Origin of the sequence: Bradyrhizobium sp. Arg237L (assembly GCF_029990105.1) — a bacterium.
In the GTDB taxonomy this organism is placed as follows: Bacteria; Pseudomonadota; Alphaproteobacteria; order Rhizobiales; family Xanthobacteraceae; genus Bradyrhizobium.
The window spans coordinates 34,275-49,852 of the sequence record NZ_JAQMIL010000009.1 but is presented as its reverse complement, the minus strand read 5'-3'; the positions used below and the strand labels follow the sequence as shown (position 1 = coordinate 49,852).

Below are 15,578 nucleotides of genomic sequence, written 5' to 3'. Positions count from 1 at the left end.
CTCGGATCACCGCAGCGCTTGCGCGGCTTTATTTTCCCCCGGTACAGCGGTCGAAGCATCCGCGGCCTCGGTGAACGCCTGCGGTCGGACCTTGTCGCCTGCCGCGAATTTCTGGAAGCCCTCGACCACGACGCGGTCGCCGGACTTCAGACCTTCGGTCACGAACACCTGCCCGTTCTGCAGCGAGCCGGTACGGACGGGCTGAACCGCGACGCGACCGTCGTCCTTGACCACGAACACCTCGCTGCCGCCACCGCCATTGCGCTGAATCGCCTGCTGCGGCACCGCGATCGAGTCAGAGTCGATGCCCTGCTCGATCAGCACGCGCACATACATGCCCGGCAGCAGCTCTCGCCTTGGATTGGGGAACTCGCCACGCAGGGTCACCTGCCCGGTATAGGCGTCGACCTTGGCGTCCGAGAACAACAGCTTGCCGGGAATCGAATAGATCGTGCCATCGTCCTGCAACAGGCGCACCTTCATCGCGTCAGGCGCGATGCGGTCGAGTTCGCCGGTCTCGAATGCGCGGCGTAGCTGGTTGAGCTCGGTGACCGACTGGGTGAAGTCGGCATAGATCGGGTCGATCTGCTGGATGGTCGCAAGCGAGGTGGAGTCGTTCTGCACCACCAGCGCGCCTTCGCTGACCAGGGCGGCGCCGACGATGCCGTCGATGGGAGCACGGATGGTGGCGTAATCCAGATTGAGCTTGGCGCGCGCGAGATCGGCCTCGCGGGCCGCGACATCCGCTTCGGCCTGGCGCTGCGCGGCAATCGCCTTCTCGTTCTCGGCCTCGGGCATCGCCTTCTGGTTGTAGAGGGTCATAACGCGATGCGCGTGCTGGGCCGCCTGATCGAGCACGGCCTTGGCGCGTGCGAGCGCAGCCTGATTGGACTGCACCTCGACCTCGAATGGCCGCGGATCGATGCGATACAGGGGATCGCCGGCCTTCACCTCGGTGCCCTGGTGGAACAAGCGCTCGACGACGATGCCGGAAACGCGCGGGCGGACTTCGGCGACGCGCGTGGGCGCAACACGGCCGGGCAGCTCGCGCACCACCGCGCGCGACTGCGGCTTGGCGACGACAACGCTGACCTCGGGTTCGGGCGCCGCCTCCGACGCAGCGGTCGCGGCAGTCGGCTCATCACAGCCGGCTAGCAGTGGCGCCGTGGCGGCCAGCATCAGGAGAATGCATGCCGTTCGTGCGCGTAGTCCGGACATTGAAAGCGTCGCCCCGAGTTTGAATTGTTGAACACAAATGACACCGCGGCGTCGCTGCCGACTCCGCCTGTCACGCCGTTCAGGATAAGGTCGAGGTGCTGCGACGCAATACATCGCTGCGGCGGCTCAATGTCACACACGTATAATATATTGAATTGGCATGTTTTTCTCCGATTCACCGGATTGTGAAACCGGTTCCATCGGAGCTTGTGGGGGTAACGTACTACGCCTTCCTCGACACAGCGTGGCTACCGCCGATCTGCTGCTATCTCCGAATCAAGCGGGCGCGCTGTAACGGAGAATCCCTGCCGACATTTTCCGGTTGCTCGGTCGTCTCTCGTTATCCGGCATCGAGATCGGTTCGCCCGCTTCGACGATGGCGGGCGAATGCGCGATCCGGAAATGCGGGCGCGTGCGGCTACGACCGATGTCGGCCAATTCGCAACAGGCGGAACAGCTTCGAGCGAGACGATTTCGGTGGATGACACGACCGCCGTCGCTGTCCTGTTCCGCTTCCGCCCCGAAATACCCGGTTTCCGATCTTTTTTCCCGTGGCCGCTGTGCCATATTGGCTGCCCAACGCGGCTTTTCGCAACGGACATGCCGGCAATGCCCTCCTCTCCCCGCTCCGACATGGAGACCGAACTCAGCAAATTGTCCTCTCCACGGATCTTCCTGGTGCGGATGCTGGTATTTCTCGTGCTGTGCGCGCTGATCGGCATCGTCCTCTACAAGCAGATCGTCGTCGCCTTCTTCGCTAATCCGGGGCTGAATGCGCTGATCGGCGCGGTGCTTTTGATCGGCATCATCCTGTCGTTCCGCCAGGTGATCCGGCTCTATCCCGAGGTGCGATGGGTCAACAATTTCCGGATCGCCGATCCCGGGCTCGCGATCGACCGGCGGCCGACCTTGCTGGCGCCGATGGCGGCGATCCTCGGCGGCGAGCGCAGCGGGCGGATGTCGATCTCGCAGCAGACGATGCGGCACCTGCTCGATTCCATCGCGACCCGCCTGGACGAGGCGCGCGACATCTCGCGCTACATGACGGGCCTGTTGGTGTTCCTCGGCCTGCTCGGCACCTTCTGGGGCCTGATCGAAACCGTCGGCTCGGTCGGCAAGGTGATCGATGGGCTGAAGGTCGGCGGCGACGCCGGCGCGCTGTTCGACACGCTGAAGGAAGGCCTGGCCGCGCCGCTCGGCGGCATGGGCATCTCGTTCTCGTCCTCGCTGTTCGGCCTCGCCGGTTCCCTGATCCTCGGCTTCCTCGACCTGCAATCCAGCCAGGCGCAGAACCGTTTCTATACCGACCTCGAGGACTGGCTTGCGACCACAGTGCGGGAATATGCCGGTGACGGCGTCGTCGCCGCCGCGGGTGGTGGCGGTAACCTGCAGCACGCGATCGAGCGGCTGCGCGTCGCGGTGGAGGAAGGCGGGGGAAGCCGCGGCACCACCGCGGCGATGGCCAATCTCGCCGAAGCGATCCAGGGATTGGTTGCGCATATGCGCACCGAGCAACAGATGATCCGGGAATGGGCCGACGGCCAGGGCGAGCAGAACCGCGAGATCAAGCGCCTGCTCGAACGCCTCGCGCGTCAGCCGGAGAAGAGTTAGAGAAACAGGGACGGTGCCGCCGACGGAAACCCGCGGCGGCCGTCCAAACACCAACGCTAGTAGAGAGTCAAAATGGCCCTTGCCCGTGCCCGCCGCGGTGAATCCGGCTTCAACTACTGGCCGGGCTTCGTGGACGCGCTGTCGACGCTGGTGCTGTCGATAGTATTCCTGCTCTCGGTGTTCCTGGTGGTGCAGTTCTTCCTGTCGCAGGAAGTCTCCGGCAAGGACAAGGCGCTGGAGCAGCTCAACGCCAAGATCGCCCAGCTCAACGACATGCTGTCGCTGGAAAAGCTCGGCAAGCTCAGCCTCGGCGAACAGATAGCGCAGCTCCGCGCCGGGCTTGTCACGGCCGAAGGCGAGCGCGACCGCATCAAGGGACTCTATGAGGGCCTGGCCAATGCCGGCAGCGACGCGCAGGGCCGAGCTACCGAGCTCACCAAGGCGCTCGATTCCGAGAAGCAGGTCTCCTCGCGGGCGCTGGCGCAGATCGAGGTGCTGAACCAGCAGATCAGCGCATTGCGCCGTCAGCTTGCCGCGCTCGAGGAAGCGCTCGACGCTTCCGAGAAACGCGACAAGGAATCTCAGGGACGCATCGCCGATCTCGGCCAGCGATTGAACGTGGCGCTGGCGCAGCGGGTGCAGGAACTGTCGAGATACCGCTCGGAGTTCTTCGGCCGCCTGCGCGCCATCCTGGGCAACCGGCCGGACATCCGCATCGTCGGCGACCGCTTCGTGTTCCAATCCGAAGTCTTCTTCGATACCGGACAGGCCACGCTGTTGCCTGAAGGCCGCGCCGAGCTCGACAAGCTCGCGGCTGCCCTGATCGACCTCGACAAGCAGATCCCAAGCGAGATCGCCTGGGTGCTGCGGGTCGATGGCCACACCGACGTGCGGCCGATCAACAGCCCGGTTTTCAAGTCGAACTGGGATCTCTCCGCCGCACGCGCGATCTCGGTGGTGCAATATCTGATCTCGCTCGGGGTGCCGGCACAGCGGCTGGTCGCCGCCGGCTTTGGCGAATTCCAGCCGCTCGACACCGCCCAGACGGAAGACGCCTACAAGCGTAACCGCCGCATCGAATTGAAGCTGACGGAACGGTAGTGACGAGCGGGTTCAAGCTTCGCCCCTATCGCGCCGAGGACGAGGACGCCGCGATCGAGCTTTGGCGGCAAACCTGGCAGCAGGCCTATCCGTCGATCGATTTTGATGCCCGCGTGGCGTGGTGGCGCGAGCGCTGGCGCAGCGAGCTGGTGCCGAAGGCAACCATCATCGTCGCGGAAGAGGCGGATGCGCTGGTCGGTTTCGTGACCATCGATGCAAGCGGCTATCTCGACCAGCTGGTGGTCGATCCCGCGCATTGGGGCTCGAAGCTGGCAAGCGCGCTGGTAGATGAAGCCAAGCGCCTTTCGCCCGATGGCGTGACGCTGCTGGTGAACAAGGACAACACGCGAGCCATCCGCTTTTACGAGCGCAACGGCTTTGTGCATGCTGGCGAGGACGTCAACCCGACGTCAGGACGTCCGGTATTGAGGATGGCGTGGAAGCCGTAACGGGACTTGCTTGCCACAAACACCGCCGTCATGCCCCGGCTTGACCGGGGCATCCAGTACGCCGCGGCTTCTCCGTATCCCACGACGGTCTCTTGAATACTGGATCGCCCGCCTTCGCGGGCGATGACAGCGGAGTTCGCGGCGCGGAGCGCGAACTCAACCCCCCTCGAACTGCAACCTTGCCAGCCTTGCGTAGAGCCCGTTCAAGGCGACCAGCTCGGCATGGGTGCCCTGTTCGACGATTCTGCCATGCTCCATCACCAGGATACGGTCGCAGGAGAGCACGGTCGCGAGCCGATGCGCGATGACCAGCGTGGTGCGGTGGCGCATCAATTCCTCCAGCGCGGTCTGCACCAAGGTCTCGCTTTCGGCGTCGAGCGCGGAGGTGGCTTCATCGAGCAGCAGGAGCGGTGCATCGCGCAGGATCGCGCGCGCGATCGCGATGCGTTGGCGCTGGCCGCCCGACAGCGTCACGCCGCGTTCGCCGAGCTGGGCCTCGAAGCCGCCGGGCAGCCGGCGCAGGAATTCGGTGGCGTGCGCAAGGTCGGCGGCGCGCTCGACTTCGGCATCTGACGCATCGGGGCGACCGAAACGGATGTTCTCGCGCGCCGACGTCGCGAACACCACGGTGTCCTGCGGCACCAGCGCCATGTGCGAGCGTACCGCGCCTGGATCCGCCTGCCGGATCGGTACGCCGTCGAACGAGATCGTGCCCGAGACGGGATCGTAAAAGCGCAGCAACAGATGGAACAGCGTGCTCTTGCCTGCGCCGGAAGGACCGACGATCGCGACCTTCTCGCCTGATCGTACCGAGAACGAGACGCCGTCGACGGTCTTCACGGACCGCCGCGTCGGATAGGCAAAGCTGACGTTGTCGAACACAACGTCGCCGCGGGCGGGCTGCGGCAGCGCGAGCGGCGCGGCCGGCGCCGTGATCTCCGGCTTGACGCGCAGGATCTCGAACAGCCGCTCGGCAGCACCGGAAGCTGCGGAGATTTCGCCCCAGACTTCGCTGAGCTGGCCGAGGGCGCTGGCAGCAAAGGCGCTGTAGAGAATAAACTGGCCCAGACGTCCCGGCGTCATCGCGCCCGCGAGCACGTCGTGCGAACCGACCCAGAGGATCAGCACCACGCTCGAGAACACGATGAAGATGATGATCAAGGTGAGCACGGCCCGCGCGCGGGTGGAGCTGCGCGCGGCGTCATAGGCCTGCTCGACCTCGCCGCCGAAGCGCAAGGCGGCGAGCCGCTCGCTGGTGAAGGCCTGCACGGTCCTGATGGCGCCGACCAGCTCGGAAGCATAGGCGCTGGCCTCCGCGAGCGTGTCCTGCGCATTGCGCGACAATCGGCGCACCCAGCGCCCGAACGCGACCAGCGGGATCACGATGATCGGGATCGCCAAGAGCACGAAGCCGGAAAGCTTCGCGCTGGTGACCACCATCATCGCGGCGGCGCCGAGGAACAGCATCATGTTGCGGAGCGCGATCGACACGGAGGCGCCGACCGCTGATTTGATCTGGGTGGTATCGGCGGTCAGGCGCGACACCAATTCGCCACTGCGCGCTGAATCGAAGAAGGAAGGCGACAGCGAGATCAGATGCGCGAACACGTCGCGGCGGAGATCGGCGACGATGCGCTCGCCGATCGTCATGACCAGATAGTAACGCGAGGCGCTGGCGCAGGCGAGCACCGCCACCACCGCGATCATCACGCTGAAATAGCTGTTGATCATGGCGATGCCTTCGGCCGTGAAGCCGAAGTCGATCATGCGCCGGATCGCGACCGGCACGATCAACGTCGTGATCGCCGCAACCGTCAGAGAGATAAAAGCGAGGATGGCCCGTCCACGGTAGCGCGCTACATAGGGCGCGAGCGCCAGCAGCGGCTTCAGCCTGGCGCGGCTCTTCCCTTCCGTTTCGGTCAAGGTGGATTCGACCGGCGCTTCGCCTTCGAGCAGCGCATCGCGCCGCGGCGGCATCGGGCTGGGCGGGTGGTCAAGCTGTTCGGCTGCGCTCATCGGGACAAGGACCAGTTTTTATGTTTTCCAGATAGGCCCCGCGGAGGCGGCTGGCAAATCCGGAAGAGTCCTAATCCGGTAACCCCCCGGTGGCTTGTTTTGGGGGGCTCCTTAGGCTATAGAGCTGCCCAAATCCCGTATCTTTGGACCACTTGAGACGGGCGCCGGCGCGCCGAAGGAACTGCCATGAAAGCCGATATTCACCCGAATTATCATACGATTACGGTCGTGATGACCGACGGCACCGAGTACCAGACCCGCTCCACCTGGGGCAAGGAAGGCGACAAGCTGCAGCTCGATATCGATCCCAGGTCGCACCCGGCCTGGACCGGCGGCTCGCAGCAGCTCCTCGACCGCGGCGGCCGCGTGTCGCGGTTCCAGAAGAAGTTTTCCGGCTTTTTGAAAAAGGACTGAGCGCGCAAAGGCTCGCTCTTTCCTGTTATCGTCCGACAAACGCCCCTGCCAAGTCAGGGGCGTTTCTGTTTTCACGCGTCATTGCGAGCGAAGCGAAGCAATCCATCTCTCCGCTCGCTGCGGCATGGATTGCTTCGTCGCTTCGCTCCTCGCAATGACGGGGGTCGACGGGAAACGGCCGTTACCGCTCGAACGCGGCCTTCAGGCGGTTGAGCTGCGGCACCAGCGGGTTGCCGATCGCGGCGCGATCGGCCTGCGGCGCATGGATCGTGCTGTCGAGCCGGCGCACGCGCGCCTGCAGGTCCATCGAGCGGGCGATCAGGTCCTGCAATTGTTGCGGCAGTTTCTCGATCAGTTCCGCCGAGCCCGGATCGGCCGCGGAGAGCTTCACCTTGGTCTTCTCGCGATTGGCCTGGGTCAGCGTCATCTCGCCTTCCTTCACCGCGCGATGGAGCAGGAGCCAGGAGGCAAGCTGCATCAAACGGGTGGTCAGGCGCATGCTTTCGGTCGCATAGGTCAGGCTGACGGACCGTTCCAGCGCCTTGGCCTGATTGCGGCCGTCGCCATCGAGATAGGCGGCGGTCTCCTCGACCAAGTCCATGCCCTCACGGAACAAGGCTCCGAATGCAGCAGAATTGGTCAGCCGCTCACTGAACAGAACAAGTGCGGAATCGCTTTGCGACCGCTCCAGCATGGTTAACGCCCTCACGCCACTTTTAATTTTGAACACCACCGGCTTTGCGCCAGCTTTATGATGAACAAATCATTGCGCTTGCGGGACGAAGAGTCCAGCCGCAAGCGGAATTATGGTTTCCAGCCAAATGCTGGAAACGACAAGCCTGTGACAACGCCAAAAAAGAGCCGCCGTTTCCGGCGGCTTTGAAGTTGATAACAGGGAGGCGTCAAACAGAGTGGACAGGAGCCACTCGGTGTCCAAACGAGGACGATGCAGTCATAAACGAGAAAGCTTAATTGATCGTAAATGAGCGATTTTGTTTAAGCTTCGTTTGCCATATCGGCCATTGGCCTAGTTTGGGACAGGCCTCCAGTTTCGTAGCCCGGATGGAGCGCAGCGCAATCCGGGGACCGGTGCGAGCCGGATGCACCGGTGTCCCGGATTACGCTGCGCTCCATCCGGGCTACGGGTGAGCGCTACGACTTGAAGAAGCTGTTGGCGGCGTCCTTCGAGGCGCGCTTCTTGGTGACCGCCTCGCGCAGGCGCTCGACCTCGGCCGAGAGCATCGCCATGCGGTCGCTCAATTCCTCGACCGAGAGCAGCGACAGGTCCTGCCCGATCTCGTGCGAAATCTTCTTCCGCGGCCGCTCGTCATCTTCCATCGCCATGCGCTTCCTCCGTGTTTTGCCCTAAGCATGAAAAGCCGGTCTCCACTTTCCGGTCATGCTCTGTCACGATCCCGTTGCAGCGGTTGCCAGCGCGATGCAGGCTGGGTAATCAACGTGCCGCGTCTGGAATCCTCCCATTTCGCCAAGGAAAAACCATGGAAAAGCTGCCCGCGCAAATGACCGTCGTCGGCATCAGCAAGCCCGGCGGGCCGGAAGTATTGCTGCCGGAGACGCGCCCGGTGCCGGAGCCGGGCCAAGGCGAAATCTTGGTCAAGGTGAAGGCGGCCGGCGTCAACCGGCCTGACGTGGCGCAGCGTTCCGGTTCCTATCCGCCGCCGCCCGGCGCCAGCGACCTGCCCGGCCTCGAGATATCAGGCGAAGTGGTTGCGGTCGGGCCCGGCGCGAGCAGGCACAAGGTCGGCGATACCGTGATGTCGCTGGTCGCCGGGGGCGGCTATGCGCAATATTGCATCGCGCAGGACGCGCAAGCGATGACGGTGCCGCCGTCACTGTCGATCGAGGAAGCCGGCGCACTTCCCGAAACGCTGATGACGGTGTGGCACAATGTGTTCGAGCGCGGCGCTCTGCAAAAAGGCGAGACGCTGCTGATCCATGGCGGCTCCTCCGGCATCGGCACCCTGGCGATCCAGCTTGCGAAAGCGTTTGGCGCCAAGGTGATCGTCACCGTCGGCTCGCAGGACAAGGCGGAGGCCTGCCTGAAGCTCGGCGCTGATCGCGCGATCAACTACAAGAGCGAGGATTTCGTCGCCGAGGTGAAGGCCGCAACCGATGGCGCCGGCGCCAATGTCATCCTCGACATGGTCGGCGGCGACTATATCGATCGCAACTACGACGCAGCCGCCGTCGAAGGGCGAATCGTGCAGATCGCCTTCCTGGCCGGAGCGCCGAAGGCGAGCGCCAATTTTGCAAAGCTGATGATGAAGCGCCTGCACCATACCGGCTCGACGCTCCGCCCCCGTAGTCATGCGGACAAGGCGGCGATGGTCGCCGCGATCGAGGCCAAGGTGATGCCGCTACTCCGCGAGGGGCGGGTAAAACCGCTGATGGACAGCACTTTCCCGTTGGAAAAGGCTGCCGACGCCCACCGGCGGATGGAAACCAGTGCGCATATTGGCAAAATTGTGTTGGTCGTTTAACGCTTCCACCGCCCGGCCCAACCGGAAACCCTTTGATTTCCTTCGCTTTCGTGGCATTTATCCGGGAGCGGCAGGGCGCTGGTTCGCCCGCATGAATCGTGAAAGCGCGGAGTACTGACATTGCGTCTGATCAGGTGGCTTGCGCCGCTTGCGCTGGCCCTCATGATGGTTGTCGGCGCGGCCCCGGCGCGTGCAGTTGATGCCGTCAGCGTCCGCAGCGACGCGCCCGCGATCGATCTCACCGCCGTTCTCGACCACCAGCGCAGCGACACCGATCGCATCCAGGTCTCGACCGCGCCCGGTACCGACGGCATCGTCCGCCGCATCGAGGTCCGCGCGCGCGAGGGCGGGCAATATTGGGTGGTGTTCGCGCTCGCCAACAACACCGATGACCAGCTCGACCGCCTGATCGTCGCGCCACATTACCGCATCGTCTCATCCGGCCTGTTCTGGCCGGATCTCGGCCTGTCGCGCATCGCCACCATCACACCGTCGGTCGGCGACCGTCCCGAGCGGCAGGAGAGCCCGACCGCGGATGTCTTCCGCATCACGCTCGATCCGGGCGCGGTCGTCACCTACGTCGCGGAATTGCGCACCGACAAGCTGCCACCGCAGCTCTATCTTTGGGAGCCCGAGTCCTACAAGGACAAGGTCAACTCCTTCACGCTCTACCAGGGCATCGTGATCGGCATTTCCGGACTGCTGGCGCTGGTGCTGACGATCCTGTTCGTGGTCAAGGGCAGCATCATGTTTCCGGCGGCCGCCGCGCTCGCCTGGGCGGTGCTGGTCTATATCGGCGTCGATTTCGGCTTCTGGGGCAAGGTGCTGGACATGTCGAACAACGCCGAGCGCGTCTGGCGCGCGGCGGGCGAGGCGATATTGGCGGCGACGCTGCTCGTGTTCCTGTTCGCCTATCTCAATTTGAGCCGCTGGCATGTGCGCTATTCCCACATCACCATCGGCTGGCTGCTGTTCCTGGGATCGCTGGTGGCGCTGGCGCTGTTCGATCCCGCGGTGGCTTCCGGCATCGCGCGCATGTCGCTCGTCATGATCGCCTTCGCCGGCTTTGCGCTGATCGTCTATCTTTCGACCCACGGTTTTGACCGCGCCGTTCTCTTGATCCCGACCTGGTTCCTGCTGGTGGTCTGGGTGGTCGCGGCCGGCATGACGGTGGCGGGCAGTGTCACCAATGACATCGTTGGTCCGGCGCTGCTCGGCGGCCTCGTGCTGATAGTGATGCTGATCGGCTTCACGGTGATGCAGCATGCCTTTGCCGGCGGCGGCGCCACCACGGGCGTCGTCTCCGATGTCGAGCGGCGGGCGCTGGCGCTGACCGGCTCCGGCGACCTGATCTGGGACTGGGACGTCTCTGCCGACAAGGTGTTCACCAGCCCCGAGACCGAGGCCCTGCTCGGCCTGAAGCGCGGCACGCTGGAAGGGCCGGCGGCGAAATGGCTGGAGGTGCTGCATCCGCTCGACCAGGACCGTTTCCGTGCAGCACTTGACAGCGTGCTCGACCAGCGCCGCGGCCGCCTGGTGCAGGATTTCCGGCTGCGCACCCCGGACGGCCATTTCATGTGGTTCGCGCTGAAGGCGCGGCCTGTCGTCGGCTCCGACGGCGAGGTCTCGCGCGTGGTCGGCACGCTTACCGACGTCACCGACATCAAGAATTCCGAAGAGCGGATGCTGCATGACTCGGTCCACGACAATCTGACCGGCCTGCCGAACCGCAAATTGTTCATGGACCGGCTCAGCGCGGTCGCCAATCTCGCAAAGACCGTGCCGACGCTGCGGCCGACGTTGATGGTGATCGACCTCGACCGCTTCAAGCAGGTCAACGACTCCGTCGGCATGGCGGTCGGCGATTCCATCCTGCTGACGCTGACGCGCCGCCTGACCCGCATCCTCAAACCGCAGGACACGCTGGCGCGATTGGCCGGCGACCAGTTCGGCCTGATCCTGTTGTCCGAGCAGGACCCAGCGCGGATCACCGCCTTTGCCGAAACCATCCGCAAGACCATCCGCGCGCCGATCGCCTTCAACGACCGCGAGATCTTCCTGACCGCTTCGATCGGGCTGGCGCTCTCCGACCCGCAGACGCAGCTCACCGACGAGATCATCAAGGACGCCGAGCTTGCGATGTATCACTCCAAGCGCATCGGCGGCGACCGCATCGACGTCTACAAGCCGGCGATGCGCGCGCGCAAGACCGACCGCCTGACGCTGGAGAGCGAGCTGCGCCGCGCCATCGAGCGGCAGGAGATCACGATCCTCTACCAGCCGATCGTGCGGCTCGAGGACCGTTCGATTGCCGGCTTCGAGGCCCTGTCGCGCTGGGACCATCCGAAACTCGGGCGGATGTCGCCGTCCGAATTCATCTCCATCGCGGAGGAGATCGGCCTGATCGTCGACCTCGGCACCTTCGTGATGGACCAGACCGCGCGGCAGCTTTCGATCTGGCAGCGCGCGATGCGGTCACGCGAGCCGATCTTTGCCTCCGTCAATGTCTCATCGCGGCAATTGCTGCGCCACGACCTGATCCACGACATCAGGACCGTGCTGTCGCGCTCCTCGGTCGCGCGCGGCACACTGAAATTGGAATTGACGGAATCGCTGGTGATGGAGAATCCGGAGCACGCCGCGCAGATGCTGGCGCGCATCCGCGAGCTCGGCACCGGCCTCTCCCTGGATGACTTCGGCACCGGCCACTCCTCACTGTCCTACCTGCAGCGCTTCCCGTTCGACACCATCAAGATCGACCAGTCCTTCGTCCGCACCACCAGCCGCGGCACGCGGCCCGTGATCCTGAAATCGATCATCGCGCTCGCCCACGACCTCGGCATGGACGTGGTGGCGGAAGGCGCGGAAACGGATTCGGATGCGGTCGAGCTCTACCAGCTCGGCTGCGAATACGCGCAGGGCTTCGCCTTCGGCGAGCCGATGGATGCCGACGCCGCAATGCGCCTGCTCACCGAGGAGCGGCTGGAAGCCGCGAGCTGATCCGTCATCCCGGCCTTGAGCCGGCAACTGTCATGCCCCGCGGAGACCCGTAAGGTGGGCAAAGCGCAGCGTGCCCACCATCTCTCCACATTCTCGTTCCGGAATGGTGGGCACGCTGCGCTTTGCCCACCCTTACGTTTGCGACGGCCGAGCGCCACAACAAGCCCTGTAGTTATGGGCTCCCGCCTTCGCGGGAACGACGGACATCGCGAGGAAGCCGCTTGAACTTCACGCTGTTGCCGTCGGCCTGACGCGTGGCGGCGTAGCCGGCCTCGAGACAAGCTTCGCGCTGGGGCATCCTTTCCTGTGGACTGCGGAGGCTATCCCACCAGGAGGCGCGCTGCGCCGCGCGCGGCAGCGACGCGTCGATGATGGTCTCGATCTCCTCGAAGCTGAGCACCAGTTCGGTCAGCGTCTGCTTCTTCAGATAGTCCCGCAACGGGCCGTAATCGTTCACTTCAGGTCCTCAAGACTCGCGCCATCGCCGAAAAACGTCATGCACGCCAACCAATCGTTAACCCATTCGCGGTTCGCTGTCGCCGCTTAAGGCCGCAACAATGTTTCCGGTGCATGAAGGGTGGCCCGGGACGAAACATGCCACACGAACGGCGACAACAAGCAAAGCGGCGCTGGCGGCTATCGACGAAGCTCCTGATCGCTTCCTCGGTCGCGACCGTGATCGGCTTTTCCACCATCTGCACCAGCGTCATGCTCGACATGCGCCACGGCGAGGAGGAACTGGCCCGGCAGACGCTGGAAAACCTCGCCTCAGGCATCGACGCCGATATCGGCCGCAATATCGAACTGTTCGACCTCTCGCTGCGCGCGGTCGCCGGCGCCATGGTAATGCCGGAGATCAAGGACGTCAGCAAGGAGGTCCGGCACCTGATCCTGTTCGACCACGCAGCCACCGCAAAGCACTTTGGCGCGATCCAGGTGTTCGACAGCACGGGGCGGTTGGTGGACGATGCATCGACGCTCGATCCCCTGGCGGAGAACCGCAGCGACGAAGAATATTTCCACATCCATCGCGACCAGCCCTATACCGGCCTCTACGTCTCAAAGCCGATGCTCCACCGCGGGGCCTACGCGATCGTGCTGAGCCGGCGCATCAGCGGTGAAGACGGAAGCTTTCTCGGCGTCGTCGCAGGCTCGATCCGCTTCAGCTATTTCCACGAACTGTTCGGACGGCTGACGCTTGCCCCCGGCGACGCCATCACCGTGCTGCGTCGCGACCGCACGATCATCATGCGCACGCCGTTCGATCTCGATGTCATCGGCACCAATCTGGCGGAGCGACCCAACTGGACGTCGGACAATCTGAAGAACAACGGCTCCTACTCCGGTGCGGGCCCGATCGACCCGACCCCGCGGCTCTATGTCCGTCGCAGCGGAAACGGCCCGCTGTTCACCGTGGTCGGAAAACCCCTGGACGGCGTCTTCAGCCTTTGGCGCAAGGAGGCGACCCGGATCGGCGCCATCATGGCGGCACTGGTCCTGTTCGTGCTCGGCACCACGCTGTTCCTGGCGCGCGAGATCGGCCGCCGCGCCGAGGCCGAGGAGAAGCTCGAGGAGCTTGCGACCACCGATGCACTGACCGGCCTGCGAAACCGGCGCAAGTTCGATGCCGATATCGATACGGAATGGCGCCGCGCCGGCCGGCATGAGACGCCGCTCGCGCTGCTCATCATCGACGCCGACCATTTCAAGGCCTTCAACGACACCTATGGTCACCAGGCCGGCGACCAGGTGCTGGTCGGCATCGCGATCTGCATTTCGGATTCGGTCCGGCGCGCCGGCGATTGCACGGCACGCCTGGGCGGCGAGGAATTCGCAGTGCTGCTGCCCGGCCAGAGCGCCGTGGAAGCATTCGGCGTGGCGGAGATGATCCGCCGAAAAGTCGAGCAATGGTGCGACGGTGAGACCATCACCACGGTCAGCATCGGGGTCGCGAGTCTCACGCCTCTGGCCGGCCAGAACTGGAGCGATCTGGTGGAAGCCGCCGACAGGGCGCTCTATGCCGCCAAGGCCAATGGCCGCAACCAGAGCGTGGTCGCCAGCCTGCAGGCGCTGTCGCTGGTAGCGTGAGGCGCCGCGTCACTGCTTCTCAGTCGGAGCCTGACATTTCTCAGCCGGAGCGTCGGCTAAGTCTTTGCGTCGGTCTCGTAACCGATCCAGATAGGCTTTGGCCTCATCCAGCCCGGCCTTGACCTTGTCGAACGCTGCCTCTGCCATTTCTCTTCCCGCACTCGTCATTGCGAGCGCAGCGAAGCAATCCATGGCTCCGCAAGTGGCGAAATGGATTGCTTCGCTTCGCTCGCAATGACAGCGATAGACAGCAAGTTGGACACTACTTCTCCATATACTTCCTCATCTCCGCCAGCAGGCCGTCGCGCAGTTCGGGGCGGCGCAGGCCATAGGCGAGGTTGGCGCGCAGGAAGCCGGCCTTGGAGCCGCAATCGTGGCGCTCGCCTTCGAACTCCACGCCATAGAATTTCTGCGTCTTCGCCAGCCCGATCATGGCATCGGTGAGCTGGATCTCGCCGCCGGCGCCGCGCTCCTGCGTCGCCAGGATTTCGAAAATCTCCGGCTGCAAAATATAGCGGCCGGTGATCGAGAGGTTGGAGGGCGCCGTGCCCTTCGGCGGCTTCTCCACCATGCCGTTGATCTCGAACATCGTGGGATGGGCGTGGCGCGGGCCGACGCCGCAGATGCCGTATTGGTGGGTGAGATGGTCGGGCACCTCCTCGACCGCGATCAGGTTTGACTTCTCGCCGAGCTTGCCCGCAGCCTCGATCATCTGGGCGAGGCAGCCCGGCGTGTTCAGCACCAGCTCGTCCGGCAGCACCACCGCAAAAGGCTCATTGCCGATAATGTCGCGGGCGCACCACACCGCGTGACCGAGCCCGTGCGGCGCCTGCTGGCGGGTAAAGCTGACGGCGCCCGCTTCGGGCTGGTTCTGCGCCAGGACATCCATCTCCGCTTTCTTGCCGCGCGCAACCAGCGTGGTGTCGAGCTCGAACATCCGGTCGAAATGGTCCTCGATGGTGGCCTTGTTGCGGCCGGTGACGAAGACGAAATGCTCGATCCCGGCCTCCTTCGCCTCGTCATACACGTATTGGATGAGCGGCTTGTCGACGATGGTCAGCATTTCCTTCGGCATTGCCTTGGTGGCGGGCAGGACCCGGGTGCCGAGACCGGCGACGGGGAAGACGGCTTTACGGATTCTCATGGGAATGTCGGGCGCCTTGAAATGTGTGAGACGGAT

Annotated in this window: 13 protein-coding genes; 7 read left to right on the top strand and 6 right to left on the bottom strand. The window is 64.3% G+C overall.

Features of this window, described 5'->3' with window-relative positions; genetic code table 11:
* Positions 1-6: 6 nt before the first annotated feature.
* The gene (locus OZ411_RS07605; protein ID WP_282527436.1) at positions 7-1,218 is read right to left on the bottom strand and encodes an efflux RND transporter periplasmic adaptor subunit; all 1,212 of its coding nucleotides are present in this window, start codon (positions 1,216-1,218) and stop codon (positions 7-9) included.
* A gap of 609 nt (positions 1,219-1,827) precedes the next feature.
* Here OZ411_RS07605 and OZ411_RS07600 point away from each other — a divergent pair.
* From OZ411_RS07600 to OZ411_RS07590, 3 genes are all read left to right on the top strand, one after another.
* On the top strand, positions 1,828-2,829 hold the full coding sequence (locus tag OZ411_RS07600) for a flagellar motor protein MotA (RefSeq protein ID WP_130579013.1): 1,002 nt from the start codon (positions 1,828-1,830) through the stop codon (positions 2,827-2,829).
* Between the two features lie 72 nt (positions 2,830-2,901).
* Positions 2,902-3,930 (top strand): peptidoglycan -binding protein, encoded by a 1,029-nt coding sequence (locus tag OZ411_RS07595; RefSeq protein ID WP_130579015.1) that lies wholly within the window; start codon positions 2,902-2,904, stop codon positions 3,928-3,930.
* Complete coding sequence (locus OZ411_RS07590) at positions 3,930-4,379, top strand: GNAT family N-acetyltransferase (protein WP_282527435.1); 450 nt, start codon at positions 3,930-3,932, stop codon at positions 4,377-4,379. The genes OZ411_RS07595 and OZ411_RS07590 overlap by 1 nt, the downstream gene beginning before the upstream one ends.
* A gap of 156 nt (positions 4,380-4,535) precedes the next feature.
* Here the strand turns inward: OZ411_RS07590 and OZ411_RS07585 are convergent, their stop codons facing one another.
* Positions 4,536-6,395 (bottom strand): ABC transporter ATP-binding protein/permease, encoded by a 1,860-nt coding sequence (locus OZ411_RS07585; protein WP_282527434.1) that lies wholly within the window; start codon positions 6,393-6,395, stop codon positions 4,536-4,538.
* A gap of 186 nt (positions 6,396-6,581) precedes the next feature.
* Here OZ411_RS07585 and rpmE point away from each other — a divergent pair, with 186 nt between their 5' ends.
* A complete protein-coding gene (gene rpmE / locus OZ411_RS07580; protein ID WP_027579286.1) occupies positions 6,582-6,809 on the top strand; it encodes a 50S ribosomal protein L31 in 228 nt (75 codons plus the stop codon).
* Between the two features lie 181 nt (positions 6,810-6,990).
* Here the strand turns inward: rpmE and OZ411_RS07575 are convergent, their stop codons facing one another.
* On the bottom strand, positions 6,991-7,503 hold the full coding sequence (locus OZ411_RS07575; protein WP_282527433.1) for a DUF1465 family protein: 513 nt from the start codon (positions 7,501-7,503) through the stop codon (positions 6,991-6,993).
* Between the two features lie 458 nt (positions 7,504-7,961).
* Positions 7,962-8,153 (bottom strand): DUF1192 domain-containing protein, encoded by a 192-nt coding sequence (locus OZ411_RS07570; protein WP_130579022.1) that lies wholly within the window; start codon positions 8,151-8,153, stop codon positions 7,962-7,964.
* A 155-nt stretch (positions 8,154-8,308) separates the two neighbouring features.
* On the opposite strand from OZ411_RS07570, the gene OZ411_RS07565 reads away from it, so the two are divergent.
* Both OZ411_RS07565 and OZ411_RS07560 read left to right on the top strand, forming a co-directional pair.
* Positions 8,309-9,310 (top strand): NAD(P)H-quinone oxidoreductase, encoded by a 1,002-nt coding sequence (locus OZ411_RS07565; RefSeq protein ID WP_282527432.1) that lies wholly within the window; start codon positions 8,309-8,311, stop codon positions 9,308-9,310.
* Positions 9,311-9,430: 120 nt separating this feature from the next.
* A complete protein-coding gene (locus tag OZ411_RS07560; protein WP_282527431.1) occupies positions 9,431-12,310 on the top strand; it encodes an EAL domain-containing protein in 2,880 nt (959 codons plus the stop codon).
* A gap of 172 nt (positions 12,311-12,482) precedes the next feature.
* Here OZ411_RS07560 and OZ411_RS07555 read toward each other — a convergent pair whose 3' ends face one another.
* Positions 12,483-12,767: a hypothetical protein gene (locus OZ411_RS07555; RefSeq protein ID WP_130579026.1), complete on the bottom strand. Its 285-nt coding sequence runs from the start codon at positions 12,765-12,767 to the stop codon at positions 12,483-12,485.
* A 137-nt stretch (positions 12,768-12,904) separates the two neighbouring features.
* Between OZ411_RS07555 and OZ411_RS07550 the strand changes: the two genes are divergently transcribed.
* On the top strand, positions 12,905-14,398 hold the full coding sequence (locus OZ411_RS07550) for a sensor domain-containing diguanylate cyclase (protein ID WP_282527430.1): 1,494 nt from the start codon (positions 12,905-12,907) through the stop codon (positions 14,396-14,398).
* A 262-nt stretch (positions 14,399-14,660) separates the two neighbouring features.
* Here OZ411_RS07550 and OZ411_RS07545 read toward each other — a convergent pair whose 3' ends face one another.
* Entirely contained in the window at positions 14,661-15,542 is an 882-nt protein-coding gene (locus tag OZ411_RS07545) for a UTP--glucose-1-phosphate uridylyltransferase (protein WP_130579028.1), read from the bottom strand.
* Between the last annotated feature and the right edge of the window lie 36 nt (positions 15,543-15,578).